Source organism: Streptomyces sp. 8K308 (assembly GCF_004348315.1).
In the GTDB taxonomy this organism is placed as follows: Bacteria; Actinomycetota; Actinomycetes; order Streptomycetales; family Streptomycetaceae; genus Streptomyces.
The window spans coordinates 1-12,961 of sequence record NZ_SMKC01000194.1 but is presented as its reverse complement, the minus strand read 5'-3'; the positions used below and the strand labels follow the sequence as shown (position 1 = coordinate 12,961).

At 69.9% G+C, this 12,961-nt stretch carries 9 protein-coding genes, 1 tRNA gene and 1 pseudogene; 7 read left to right on the top strand and 4 right to left on the bottom strand.

Annotated elements, in window-relative coordinates; genetic code table 11:
• Nucleotides 1–611: 611 nt before the first annotated feature.
• On the top strand, nt 612–1,766 hold the full coding sequence (locus tag E1265_RS23435; protein WP_132932976.1) for an ArsA-related P-loop ATPase: 1,155 nt from the start codon (nt 612–614) through the stop codon (nt 1,764–1,766).
• Nucleotides 1,767–1,803: 37 nt separating this feature from the next.
• Here the strand turns inward: E1265_RS23435 and E1265_RS23430 are convergent, their stop codons facing one another.
• Nucleotides 1,804–2,091 carry a WhiB family transcriptional regulator gene (locus E1265_RS23430; protein WP_132932975.1) on the bottom strand — a complete coding sequence of 96 codons (288 nt, stop codon included), beginning with the start codon at nt 2,089–2,091 and terminating at the stop codon, nt 1,804–1,806.
• Nucleotides 2,092–2,349: 258 nt separating this feature from the next.
• Here E1265_RS23430 and E1265_RS23425 point away from each other — a divergent pair, with 258 nt between their 5' ends.
• Nucleotides 2,350–4,641: a transglycosylase domain-containing protein gene (locus E1265_RS23425; RefSeq protein ID WP_132932973.1), complete on the top strand. Its 2,292-nt coding sequence runs from the start codon at nt 2,350–2,352 to the stop codon at nt 4,639–4,641.
• Between the two features lie 727 nt (nt 4,642–5,368).
• Here E1265_RS23425 and E1265_RS23420 read toward each other — a convergent pair.
• On the bottom strand, nt 5,369–5,833 hold the full coding sequence (locus E1265_RS23420) for a GatB/YqeY domain-containing protein (RefSeq protein WP_132932972.1): 465 nt from the start codon (nt 5,831–5,833) through the stop codon (nt 5,369–5,371).
• 36 nt (nt 5,834–5,869) lie between these two features.
• Between E1265_RS23420 and E1265_RS23415 the strand changes: the two genes are divergently transcribed.
• The 5 genes from E1265_RS23415 (at nt 5,870) to E1265_RS23400 (ending at nt 10,731) form a co-directional block, all read left to right on the top strand.
• Nucleotides 5,870–6,823 (top strand): metallophosphoesterase, encoded by a 954-nt coding sequence (locus E1265_RS23415; RefSeq protein WP_207931175.1) that lies wholly within the window; start codon nt 5,870–5,872, stop codon nt 6,821–6,823.
• A 44-nt stretch (nt 6,824–6,867) separates the two neighbouring features.
• Nucleotides 6,868–6,941 (top strand) — tRNA-Pro (locus tag E1265_RS23410).
• 749 nt (nt 6,942–7,690) lie between these two features.
• Complete coding sequence (locus E1265_RS37235; RefSeq protein ID WP_165953850.1) at nt 7,691–8,002, top strand: hypothetical protein; 312 nt, start codon at nt 7,691–7,693, stop codon at nt 8,000–8,002.
• Between the two features lie 123 nt (nt 8,003–8,125).
• Nucleotides 8,126–8,728, top strand: a complete 603-nt coding sequence (locus E1265_RS23405; RefSeq protein WP_279571457.1) for a restriction endonuclease subunit S — start codon at nt 8,126–8,128, stop codon at nt 8,726–8,728.
• A gap of 20 nt (nt 8,729–8,748) precedes the next feature.
• A complete protein-coding gene (locus E1265_RS23400) occupies nt 8,749–10,731 on the top strand; it encodes a class I SAM-dependent DNA methyltransferase (protein WP_132932969.1) in 1,983 nt (660 codons plus the stop codon).
• A gap of 322 nt (nt 10,732–11,053) precedes the next feature.
• Here the strand turns inward: E1265_RS23400 and E1265_RS23395 are convergent.
• Together E1265_RS23395 and E1265_RS23390 are read right to left on the bottom strand one after the other, a co-directional pair.
• Nucleotides 11,054–12,568: pseudogene (locus tag E1265_RS23395) on the bottom strand (LacI family DNA-binding transcriptional regulator).
• A 51-nt stretch (nt 12,569–12,619) separates the two neighbouring features.
• On the bottom strand, nt 12,620–12,961 hold a 342-nt coding region (locus tag E1265_RS23390; RefSeq protein ID WP_243741048.1), incomplete at its 5' end, for a helix-turn-helix domain-containing protein.

Genomic DNA, 12,961 nt, shown 5'->3' with positions numbered 1-12,961 from the left:
CTCCTCCCCGACGGCGTCGACATCGCCGGCCTCTACCGGCTGGCCCGCCTCCTCCGCGCCCAGGACTGGTGACCATGCGGTTCCTCCCCCACCTCCCAGCCCCGGCGGCTGCCGCCGCCGAACACACACCGCGCCCGACGCCCGACCGTGCCGCCGGCGGCTCGCGCCCCGCCGGCCAGGCGACCGGCCTTGCCGGGCGGGCGGTCGAGCCGGCTCAGCCGCCGCGTGAGTCGGGCGACTCGGCGTGCGAGGCCCGACCGGTAAGCGTCGCCGTCGTTTCGTCGCCCGATTCCCACTCGGCCGAGGGGCCGCGGCACCGGGCCGTGTTCCCGACCGCGCCAGCGGGCGCGAACACCGCCGCCGTGCCGGGCCGCGCGGTGCCCGTCGCGGCCACCGGCCGGCCGGCGGCCGCCGCCGCTGGCGGCTCGCGCCCCGCCGGGCAGGCGTCCCGCCCCGCCGGCCGGGTGCCGGAGCCGCGCCTCGCCGCTGCCGCGCCGGCCGAGGCCGCGACGCGGCAGGCCGCCGCCGGCGGTGGGCAAGGCGCCGCCGAGGCGTCCCGCTCCGCCGGCCAGGCGACCGCCGGGCAGGCGGTCGCCGCCGAGGCGAACCCGTTGGAGGTCGATCCGCTGCTCGACGACCCCGCGACGCGGATCGTCGTCTGCTGCGGCGCAGGCGGCGTCGGGAAGACGACCACCGCCGCCGCGCTCGCCGTGCGGGCCGCCGAGCGCGGCCGTCGCGTCGTCGTGCTGACCATCGACCCGGCCCGACGGCTGGCGCAGTCCATGGGGCTCACCGAGCTGGACAACGTGCCGCGCCCCGTCCCCGGGATCGACACGTCCGCCGGCGGTGAGCTGTTCGCGATGATGCTCGACATGAAGCGCACCTTCGACGAGATAGTCGAGGCGCACGCCGACCCCGCCCGCGCCCGGGCGATCCTGGACAACCCCTTCTACCAGTCGCTCTCCGCCGGCTTCGCCGGCACCCAGGAGTACATGGCGATGGAGAAGCTCGGCCAGCTGGCCGCCCGCGGCGAGTGGGACCTGATCGTCGTGGACACGCCGCCGAGCCGTTCCGCGCTCGACTTCCTCGACGCGCCGCAGCGCCTTGGCTCGTTCCTCGACGGCCGGTTCATCCGCGTGCTGATGGCCCCGGCCAAGGCCGGCGGCCGGGCCGGGCGGAAGGTGATGAGCCTCGGCATGGCCGGCCTCTCCCTCGTCACCGGCACGCTCGGCAAGGTGCTCGGCACCGCCCTGCTGCGCGACGTGCAGACCTTCGTGGCCGCCATGGACACCATGTTCGGCGGCTTCCGCACCCGCGCCGACGCCACCTACCGGCTGCTCCAGGCGCCCGGCACCGCCTTTCTCGTCGTCGCCGCCCCAGAGCGGGACGCGCTGCGCGAGGCCGCCTACTTCGTGGAGCGGCTCGCCACCGAGCGGATGCCGCTCGCCGGCCTGGTCCTCAACCGCGTGCACACCTCGGACGCCACCCACCTCTCCGCCGAACGCGCCGTCGCCGCCGCCGAGGTGCTCGAGGCCGGCGACACCGAGGACGACGCCCGGGCCGCAGGCCTGCTGCGCGTGCACGCGGAACGCATGCGCCAGTTGACCCGCGAGTCCCGCACGATGGCCAGGTTCACCGCCGTCCACCCCAGGGTGCCGGTCGTCGAGGTGCCCGCGCTCTCCGAGGACGTGCACGACCTCGCCGGGCTACGCGCCATCGGCGACCGCCTCGGCCAGTCCGACGGCGCGGAACCGTCGTTCAGCTGACCCTCGCCAACCGGTCACGCCCCGCCACCGCCGCGCCTCACTCGTACTCGCTCCGCTCGTACTCGCTGCGCGCCGACTCGAGAAGCCGCCGCCAGGAGGTCACCATGGGGCGCCGCCGCAGCAGCGCCCGCCGCTCCCGCTCGGTCATGCCGCCCCAGACGCCGAACTCCACCCGGTTGTCCAACGCGTCGGCCAGACACTCGGTCCGCACCGGGCAGCCGTTGCACACCGCCTTGGCGCGGTTCTGCGCCGCGCCCTGCACGAACAACTCGTCCGGGTCCGCCGCACGACAGGCCGCCCGCGCGGTCCAACCCCCACCGCGCACGTCACACCCGCCGCGCCCGTCACGCACCACGCTCCGCTCACTCCGGTCGGTAGCCAGACTCATGCGGAGGACGTTACGGAAGCCGCGCTGACCGCCAACACCCCCGCAGGGCCAACGTTGGATGATCCATTCCGACTACGCCACACCCAAGTTCACTCGAAAGAGTGACGCAGGTGACGTCCAGAAGTGGGCGGCTTTCAGCCAGCCTAGGGGAATGCCGGCTCCCGTGTCCGGCCGTCGAGACCGTAGGCTTGCGCCATGGGAAGTAAGCGGCCGGGCGGCGGGCAGAGCGCCACGGGTCTAATCGCCAGGTTTCTCGGGGTAAGCGTGTTGTCCGGCGCGGTGCTCGCCGGCCTGGCGCTCCCCGCGGTGGGCGCGCTCGGCCTCGCGGCGCGCGGCACCATGGAGGGTTTCGACGAGATCCCCGCCGAAATGGAGCGCCCCCCGCTCAGCCAGACCTCCACCATCCTGGACGCCGAGGGCAACCAGATCGCCGAGGTCTCGTTCCGCAACCGCACGGTCGTCGACCTGGACCAGATGGGCATCGTGCCGCAGGCCGTCGTCGCCATCGAGGACGCCCGCTTCTACGAGCACGGCGCCGTCGACCTCCAGGGCATCATCCGCGCGTTGACCACCAACCTCGGCTCGGGATCCGTCGAGCAGGGCGCCTCCACCCTCACCCAGCAGTACGTGAAGAACGTCTTCGTCGAGGCCGCCGGCGACGACCAGGAGGCGATCGCGGAGGCCACCCAGCAGACCGGCGCCGCCGGCCTCGGCCGCAAGATCCAGGAGATCAAGTACGCGATCCAGCTCGAACAGGAGCTCACCAAGGACGAGATCCTGGAGAACTACCTGAACATCACCTACTTCGGGCAGCAGGCGTACGGCATCGAGGCCGCCGCCGAGCGGTACTTCTCCAAGTCGGCCGCCGACCTCGAGCTCCACGAGGCCGCCATGCTGGCCGGCCTGGTGCAGTCCCCGTCCCGCTACGACCCGACGGTCAACCCGGAGACGGCCCTCGACCGGCGCAACGTCGTCCTCCAGCGCATGGCGGACAACGACGCGATCACCCAGGAGGAGGCCGACGCGGCGTCCGAGCAGGAGCTCGGCCTCGACATCAGCGAGCCGCGCACCGGCTGCACCACCGCCGTCGACGACTCCGGCTTCTTCTGCGACTACGTGCGCCAGGAGATCCTGAACAACCCGGTCTTCGGCGAGACCGAGGAGGACCGCATGGCGCTCTGGCGCCTCGGCGGCCTCACCATCCAGACCACCCTCGACCCGCAGGCCCAGGCCGCCGCGGCCGAGGCCGCCCGGGAGGGCGCCGACGAGACCGACCCGGTCGTGGCCGCCGTCGTCCAGGTCGAGCCCGGCACCGGCCGCATCCTGTCGATGGCGCAGAGCAGGCCGTACGGCGTCGACGCCACCCAGAACCAGACGGCGATCAACCTCAACGTCTCGGCCGGCATGGGCGGCTCGGTCAACGGCTTCCAGCCCGGCTCCACCTTCAAGCCGTTCACGGCCGCCGCCGCGCTGGAGAACGGGATCTCACCGGCTCAGACCTACGAGACCGACCACGAGATGACCGTCGAGATGGACCGGTTCCGCAACTGTGAGAACCAGCCGGCCGGCTCGGGCGAGTGGGAGGTGGGCAACGAGCGCGAGGACGAGGAGGGCGAGTGGGACATGACCTCGGCGCTCGCCGAGTCGATCAACACCTACTTCGTGCTGCTCGAGGAGCAGACCGGCCTCTGCGACACCGTCGAGATGGCCAGGTCCATGGGCGTGACCCGGGGCAACGACGAGCAGCTGCCCACCGACCCCTCGGCCACCCTCGGTGCCCACGAGACGACGCCGCTGATGATGGCCAACGCCTACGCCACCTTCGCCAACCGTGGCACCTACTGCACCCCGATCGCCATCACCTCCGTCACCAACGCGGAGGGCGAGGAGCTCGAGGTCCCCGAGTCGGAGTGCGAGGCCGTGATGTCGGCCCACACCGCGGACACCATCAACGCGATGCTCGGCGGCGTGGTGGAGGACGGTACGGGCGCGGCGGTCGGCCTCACCGACCGCGACAACGCCGGCAAGACCGGTACCTCGGACGAGCGTCGGAACGTGTGGTTCGTCGGCTACACCCCGGAGATCTCCACTGCGGTCCGGGTCGGCGGCGACGCCGAGCTGATCCCGATGGAGGACATCACCATCGGCGGCCAGTACTTCGAACGCGCCAGCGGCGCCGGCGTGGCGGGCCCGATCTGGCGCCAGGCGATGATCGGCGCCCTGGAAGGCGTCCCCGCCGGCCAGTTCAACGAGGTCGACGTCCCCCGCGCCAGCGACCGCGAGCGTGACCGCGAGGACGGCGACCGCGACGAGGACGACCGCGACAACGGCAACGGCGGCAACGGCGGCAACGACAACGGCGGTGGAGGCAACGACTCCGGTGACGTCGGCATCCCCGACATCCCGGACTTCCCCGACATCGAGTGGCCCGACACCTGGGGCAACGGCAACGGCAACGGCAACGGCGGCGGCAGAGGCCAGGACTGACCGCCAGCCGGTCGCACGAGTGAGGCCCACGTGACAACGCGCTCACGTGGGCCTCACTCGTGTCCGCACTCGCCCTGCCCTCGGGCTCGGCATGCGGTGGTCCTGGCCGCTCACGGCCCCCATGCGGAGTGCGGCGAGGAGCGCTACGGCACCGGTGCGCCCACCACCGCCCAGCCGCCTTCTCCGGCGTCGGGCAGAGCTACCGGCCGCTGAGCTACGTCTGCCGCTGGGCGGACGGCCACTCGACCGAGACGGTGCGCGGATTCGTCAACCCGCCCGTCACGACCGCGCTACCACTTCCGCGCCACCCGAGAGGCCCGTGCCGCTCGCCCTGACCCTTTGCGGTCCTCGCGCCTTGATGATGGCGCTCGCTGCTCCCCGGCGCCCCGCTGTTACCGGCGAGCGCCGTGCCGGTCCTCGCCGCGGTCTTCCCGCTCGCGCGGGCGGGCCGCAGGGGCCCCCTGGTCCGTTTCCCGGCGGGCTCCTGCTGTGGAGCGTCCTCTGCGTCGCCGTGGGCCCGCTCCCCGTGCTGGCTCCATCGACGAGGTCGGCGACGGCTACCCCTACTCCCTGGAACGCCGACGGAGCCCGCGTCAGCCTGACCGAGCCCGAGTACCGGGCGCAACGCAAGGCCCAGCCCCGGCTCGCCGCCGCCACCGTGTCCTGTTCGCCATGTTCCCCGCCGCCATGTTCGCCGCCGCCCGCTCGCGGGCGGCGGCCCGCCGGCTCAGCCCGCCAGAGCGCTCTTGACCGCCGCGGCCACCCGGCCGCCCTCGGCGCGGCCCGCGACCTTCGGGTTCACGATCTTCATCACGGCGCCCATCGCCCGCGGCCCCTCCGCGCCGCCCGCCCGCGCCTCGGCCACCGCCTCGGCGACCAGCGCCGCCAGCTCCTCGTCACTCAGCTGCTTCGGCAGGTAGCTGGTGAGCACCTCACCCTCGGCCAACTCCCGCGCCGCCTGCTCGGGCCGGCCGCCGCTCTGGAACGCCTCGGCCGCCTCGCGCCGCTTCTTCGCCTCCCGCGCGACGACCTTCTGCACCTCCTCGTCCGAGAGCTCGCGGGCGGTCTTGCCGGCGACCTCCTCGGTGGTGATCGCGGCCAGCGTCATCCGCAGCGTGGCCGAGCGCAGCTCGTCCCGCTCCTTGATCGCGGTCGTGAGGTCGCTCTGCAGTCGGGACTTAAAGGTGGTCATGCGAGCCATTGTGGCAGTCATGAAACGATGGGACCCATGCGTGCCCGATACGCCGTTCCCCTGAAGGCCTCCCTCAAAGCCGCGCTCGCGGTGACCGCGCTCTCCGCCGCCACGGTCGCCTACGCCGCCGGCTACGAGGCCAGGGCCTTCCGCCTGCGCCGCGTGACCGTGCCCGTGCTGCGGCCCGGGATGCCGCCACTGCGGTTACTGCAGGTCTCCGACATCCACATGGTGTCCGGACAGAACAAGAAGCGCCGCTGGCTCCAGTCCCTGGCCGGGCTGCGGCCCGACTTCGTGATCAACACAGGGGACAACCTCTCGGACCCGGAGGGCGTCCCCGAGGTCCTGGACGCGCTCGGCCCGCTCCTCGAACTCCCCGGCGCGTACGTCTTCGGCTCCAACGACTACTACGCGCCGCGGCTGCGCAACCCGGCCCGCTACCTCGCCGAGCGCGCCACCGGCCGCCACGGCCTCAACGGCAACGCGCCTGCCCGCAACGTGCCGCGCAACCCCTGGTGGCAGCTGCGCGACGCCTTCGACGCCGCCGGCTGGGCCAACCTCACCAACGCCCGCGGTCGCATCAAGGCGGCCGGCGCCGAGATCGCCCTCACCGGCCTCGACGACCCGCACATCCGCCGCGACCGCTACGCGGAGGTCGCCGGCGGCCCGGACCGCGACGCCGACCTCTCCCTGGCCGTGGTGCACGCCCCCTACCTGCGGGTCCTCGACTCCTTCACCGCCGACGGCTACCCGCTGATCCTCGCCGGCCACACCCACGGCGGCCAGCTCTGCGTCCCCTTCTACGGCGCCCTGGTCACCAACTGCGACATCGACCCGGGCCGCGTCAAGGGCCTCTCCACCCACGAGACCCCGGGCCACACCAGCTACCTCCACGTCTCCGCCGGCTGCGGCACCAACCGCTACACCCCGGTCCGCTTCGCCTGCCCCCCCGAGGCCACCCTCCTGACCCTCGTCCCCCGCGAAACCTGATTTCACCTACGCCGAGCGGTCAGCTAGAGTAGTCCCCGTTGTACCGGGGTGTGGCGCAGCTTGGCAGCGCGCTTCGTTCGGGACGAAGAGGTCGTGGGTTCAAATCCCGCCACCCCGACGCCGTAGTACCAGGTCAGGGGCCTGATCCGCTTAGCGGGTCGGGCCCCTGAGTGGTTCCGGGGGTCGTTTTGGGAGCCGTTTGGGAGCCAAGTTCGGGATCCGGCTCCCGGCGGCTCCCGGATTCCTAGCGCCGAGCCCATCGACCGGCTGCGGCCGTCGAACTCCTCCGACACCCTCGGCCAGTCGCCAGTTCTTCTGTCGCTCGGCCTCCCGGTGGGTCCGGAGGGATGTGCTCAAACGCATGCCGTCGACCCTGCGATCTCGGCACACCATCAGCAGCAAGAGTCAGATCTTGGGCTGCCACGCGAGGCCACGTCGACAGTACTCCGGCAGTGACATCGATACCGATCAGCGCTCGCGATTAGCGCGCGAAGACGCGAGAGCGCTCCTGTTCCCAGGTCCACTCCGCGGCCGTCCGGTCACCGCGCACAGGGGAGCGATGGGTCAGCACTGGTGGGCGCAGTTCGAACCGGACCCGACGATCTCCGAGGCCGCGTATGGGATGTACCGGCGGACGTGGCGGCGTCAACTCGGCCACCCAGCGACCCTTCCGCGCCGACCAGGCAGGGATGGATCAACTCGCCAATCAATGAAGGGAAGTTGGATCGTACGTTGCTTGCGAAGCTAGCTTCGCGAATGTACGGTTGAAGTCATCGAGGGTCGGGCGCGGCTCGGACTTCGTGCGCGGTGGGGGCAGGGGAAGCGTGCAGTTCCTAGTCCGGCACCGCAGGCAACAGCGTGTGACACGTGAACCGCCGCACCACCCTGCATGGTTTCCAGGCCCGGCAGGGGGTGCGGCTCAACCGACCCCGCACAGTGTGCGAAGACAGAAAGGACAACCTCGTGAGGACTGTCGATGTCCATCATGCACGTTCCCTCCCGCCTCGGGCCAGAGCGGCCGTGGTGCCGCTCGTAGTGATCATCGTCGTGGCCGTGTTCGGTGCCTCCCTCGTGGGGCACGGCACGGCGGCGCTGATCGCGGTCGTCACGACTCTGCTGGCCGCTGCCGTGCAGGAGCTGCTGCGGGCTGCCATGCGGCACTGGACGCGCGTCGCCTGATTGTCGGCGGTGGGGGCACGGTGCGCATACACGCCGCGCCCCCACCGCTGGCGCGTAGGGAGCACAGCAAAGCGTGAGTGTCGGGAAGAGAGACGGAGGAGTGTGCGCAGAGAGGAGGAGTCCATGACTCGGGGCCAGGTCCCCCTCGGGAGTATCTGCGAGGTGACGGCCGGTCCGTCCGGTTCCTTGCTGGAAAGCCTGCAAGACGGTCCGGACGGGGTGCCGGTGATATCGCCGCCGGATCTCACCGATCACCACACGGTGGATACCCGGCGGCTGCGCCGGGTGCCGTGGAGTGAGGCCAAACGGCTCTCCCGGTTCGCGCTGCGGGAAGGCGACCTCCTCGTCGTGCGGCAAGGGGCGCTCGGTCGGTTGGCGTTGATCGAGGAAGAACACGCCACATGGTTCTACAGCTCGTCCTGTCTGCGCCTCAGGCCCCGGCGTGAGTTCGTCCTGCCCGCGTACCTCGTGTCGTATCTGTCCTATCCGCCCGTGCAACGGGCCTTGCTGGGACAGTCCCTCCCGGGTACCGTCCCGTCGCTCAACTCCACGATGCTGAAGGAGTTGCCGGTCACGGTTCCGCCGCTGGACCGGCAGCGCTCCGTCGTCGAGGCCCTGGCCGATGTCGACGCCCGGATCAGGATCCAGCGGCTGATGGCCGACCGCCTTGAGGCGCTACGGCCGGCCATCTTCGGAGAGCTGATTCAAGGAACGAGGCACAGGTGAGTCCCCTTACCGTCGCGCAGTTGGAAAGCGCCCTCTTCGGCGCCGCCGACATCCTGCGAGGCAGAATGGATGCTTCGCAGTACCGTGATGTCATCTCCGGAATGCTGGTCCTCAAGCGGGCCTCGGACCAGCCCGGTATTCTCCGAGTGCCCGAGCGGGCGCGCTGGTCGCACATCATCGGCTACGAGGGCAAGGCGCTGGGTCATGTACTCAACGAAGCCCTGTGGGAACTCGAGCGGAGCAACCCTGAGGTATTGAAGGGTGTCCTCGAGGCTCTCGACTTCGACAGATGGCTGGGCCGTGCCGAGTTGAAGGCACTGGTCGATCACTTCGACCGTATTCTGCTGAGCGACGACAACTTGGAGTTCGGCGATGAGGTCGGTCGCGCCTATGACTTTGTCCTCAGCGCGTTCGCTGACAGCGCGGGGAAACGGGGTGGGGAGTTCTTCACCCCCCGCTCTGTGGTCCGGCTGATGGTGCGCTTGGTCCGACCGCAGGAGGGGCAGTCGGTCTACGACCCGTTCGCCGGTTCGGGAGGCATGCTCGTCCAGGCCAGGCAGTACGTCGACGAGCACGGCGGGGACGGCGCTAGCCTCGCCCTTTTCGGGCAGGAAGTGAACGGCGCAACGTGGTCCACCGCCCGGCTGAACCTCCTATTGCACAGCATCACGGACGGTTCGGTGCTCTGCGGCGACACACTGACCGATCCACTTCACTCAGGGGAGGACGGGCGCGTCAGATGCTTCGATCGTGTGCTTACCAATCCTCCCTTCTCGATCAAGTACTCCGAGAAGGAGATGAGGCACCCGGAGCGGATGAAGTACGGCGGGGCATCAGGGCAGCTTAAGATCGCCGACCTGATGAACGTCCAGCATGTGCTGGCCACACTCCGCCCGGACGGAATCGGAGCAGTGGTCACCCCGCATGGTGTGCTGTTCCGGGGTGGAGCAGAAGCGGAGATCCGCCGAGGCATCGTCGAGGACGCCCGGCTCGAAGCAGTGATCGGTATTGGCCCGAACGTCTTCCACGGCACGGCCATCCCCGCCTGCATCCTGGTGCTGCGGGGTACGAACGGAACACCACAGGATCAGCGCGGCCAGGTGCTGTTTATCAACGCCGAGCGCGAAGTAGTGACGGGGCGGTCGCAGAACCACCTGGAGCCGCAGAACATTGAGAAAATCGTGAATGCTTTCCGAGAGTGGGCGGACATCCCCAAATTCGCACGGGTGGTCTCGCTGGAGGAAATCGCAGACAACGACTTCAACCTCAACATCCGGCGCTACGTGGACGCCAGTCCGCCTCCCGAGCCACCACTGGATGTCCGTGCGGCGCTGTTCGGAGGTGTACCAAGGAGCGAAGTCGACGCGGGAACGGCGAAGTTCCACGCTTTCGGTATCGACCTCGCTGACATTTTCACGCCGAAGGGTTCCAGCTACCTCGATTTCCTGAGCGACGGCTGTGAGTCGACCGCAGTGCACATCTCGGGCCTCGCTGCTGCCCGAGAGGAGGAGTTCATCGCCCGCTGCCGCTCTTGGTGGAAGGAGGCAACATCACGTATTCATGAACTTACGGGCACAGGACGGCTATTGACGTTGCGTCCTCGGCTTATGGCTTCCTTCCGTGAGGAACTGCTGCCGTTGGGGATCCTGGACCGATACCAGCTGGCCGGAGCCTTCGCGGCATGGTGGTCGGATCGGCGCGACGACCTCAGAAGCCTGGACCTCCGGGGCTTTTCTGGGGTGATCGATCGATGGGCCACAGCCGACGGCGGGCGGTCTTCGTATCTTCCCCCGAAGCTGGCGCGCGAACGAGTGCTCGACGTCCTTGGTGAGGATCTCCGCTCCCGAGTGGAGAAGCTCGTTGCCGCGGAACGACAGGGACTGGTCGATATCTACCGCTCATGGGGCGACCGATACGAGACCTCCCTCATGGATCTGGAGAAGCAGAACGAGGCCGCTGCGGCAAGGCTCGGAGCCCGATTGGAGAAGCTTGGTTACACGTAGTCCGGCCTCCCCGGCGCCGCAATCCCTCGACCACGTCGCCAGACTGAGGTGATCGCCGTGACTGGGTTGCTGTAGGCCACCCTGAGCTGCCGTGACCCTGGAGTACGGGTACGAGTGACCGAGCAAGGTGACGGACTAGCCACGGTCCCCGAAAGTCCTTCGGCTTGGCCCTGGCGCGAGCCTTGCACGGCACGGTAGAGGGCTCGTGGTACGGGCAGCGGCGCTGGTAGCTGTTCGGGCGCTCAAGGACAGCGCATGATGTGTGCCTCGACCGCGCTTCGGTCGAGGCCATTTCTTACCAGATCCGCCACTCGACTTCTGACTACTGAAGCGCTCCCTGGCGCGCTCGCAGAAGTCCATCGAGGACGCGCACCGGTGACGTAGGGCACATCGCCAGCCGGGCATCGAGCGCCGACTCCCACTGCTGGGCCAGTCCGAACATGAGGCGCTTGCGCATGCCTGGGGTGACGTGGGCGTAGCGTGCCGAGACCGAGCCGTCGATGTGGCCCATGCGTTCGTCCATGAGCACCTTCTCGGTTCCCAGGTCCTCCATCATCGTCCGGTGGGTGTGGCGGAGGCCGTGGGGCGTGAGTCCCTTGGCTATCGGGAGCCAGCAGGCGTCGGCCCGTTCGCTGGCACCCCGACCCCGTGCCGGGACACCGGGCCACGGCTCGCCGAGTAGGGGCACCGGTCGTGGTTCCTGTGGTGCCTTCTTCGGGTACCAGCCGGAGACCGCCGGCGTGAACAGCCAGGTTGCGAAACCGTTCCTGCGCCAGTGGGCGGCATGCTCCGGTACGACGCCGCCCCGGACGAACCGGAGGTCCGCGATGGCCTGCTCGACCTTCTCTCGCGTGGCCTCGGTGACGCGTTCGGGGTGGTTGAGGACGTTGGACACCGTGCCAGTCGAGACGCCGGCACGGCGGGCGACGTCGACGAGCTTCGCGCCTTGGTGGCCGCCTGTGCGGGCCGCGCCCTGTCCTCGGAAGACGTAGGTCTTGCCGTGGCAGGGGCACGGCTTGGGCTTCGTGCGGGCGATGTGGTTGGCGACCAGCGCCGACAGCCAGTCCATCGAGTCGATGGTGCGGTAGCTGTCGTCCTTCGGCGGGCAGCGCACCAGCTCCCCCGTGTCGAGCTCGTACAGCTGCCACTCGACCCGGACGGCTCCAGGGCGGACGAACGCGGTCTCCAGCCCGACGATCTCGCCCCAGCGCATGCCGGTGTACCCCTTGAGGGCCACGGCGACGAACTCGTCGTCGCGGCCGGAGAGGGGCGGCGCGCTCGGCGGTCAGCAGGATGCCGAGCGCGTCGGTGACCACCTTCTCCGGACCACGGTCTCGGGAGCGGCCGGCGCGCTTACCCCGTCCGCGCCGCCGAGCGGCCGGGTTGGACGTGATCAGGCCCTCGTCGATCGCGTCCTCGAAGATCAGGTGGAGTGTCGAGCGCCAGGTCTTGACGCTGGAGGCGGCATAGAGGGCCTTCTCCTTCTTCTCCCACAGGTCGACGTCCGTGCGCAGGATGCCGGCGAGCGCCTTGTCCTCGAACTCGGGGAGGAGGTGCTCCTCTATGTGGCGCTTGTAGTTCTGCATGGTCGAGGCGCCAGGTCTTGGGCCTCGTACCAGCGGTTCGCGTACTCGCCGAAGGTCTCTTGGCCGAGGGCTGGGTCGCGCCAGTCGCCGCGGCGGTACTTGTTCTCGGCCTCGGCCGCTGCCCGTTGGGCCTCGCCCTTGGTGGCGAACCTGATCGCCTTGCCGTTGTTGTCGACGACCGTGTTGTGCTTGCCGGGCGCGACCTTGTACCGGCCGCGCCAGTAGTTTCCGCGCTTCTCCGCGAAACCCAAGTTCCGCTGTCTCCCTCTTGGTTGTCCTCGGCTACGGCAGGTTCGATCGGGTCACGCGACAGTGCCGTACTGCTGCTGTCGACGCGGCGGGCGGGCCCGTAGGCGGGTCGTCGGAGCAACGGCAGGGCGGCGAGGTTGCGCGGAGCCGGTCTGCGTACCGGGCTCGGAGAGCGGCTCGGTCGCCCGTGCGGGTGTCTGCGCAAACTGGGCCGGCCGCTGCTCGTAGAGGCGGATGATCTCGGCGAGGTGCTCGGCGGTGAAGCGGTAGGCACGACCGACCCGGGTGTGCGGTATCAGGCGCCGTCGCGCTCGGTCCTTGACCCACCAGGCCGAGCAGCCAAGGGTGTCGGCGATCTCCTCGGGGCGGTAGAGGCGGGGTGGAGGGGAGCTGTC

Bases quoted from the DNA above. Each gene is read 5' to 3' on its own strand.
- E1265_RS23425 (WP_132932973.1), top strand. From the start codon at position 2,350: ATGGGAAGTAAGCGGCCGGGCGGCGGGCAGAGCGCCACGGGTCTAATC.
- E1265_RS23420 (WP_132932972.1), bottom strand. From the start codon at position 5,833: ATGACCACCTTTAAGTCCCGACTGCAGAGCGACCTCACGACCGCGATC.
- E1265_RS23415 (WP_207931175.1), top strand. From the start codon at position 5,870: ATGCGTGCCCGATACGCCGTTCCCCTGAAGGCCTCCCTCAAAGCCGCG.
- E1265_RS23405 (WP_279571457.1), top strand. From the start codon at position 8,126: ATGACTCGGGGCCAGGTCCCCCTCGGGAGTATCTGCGAGGTGACGGCC.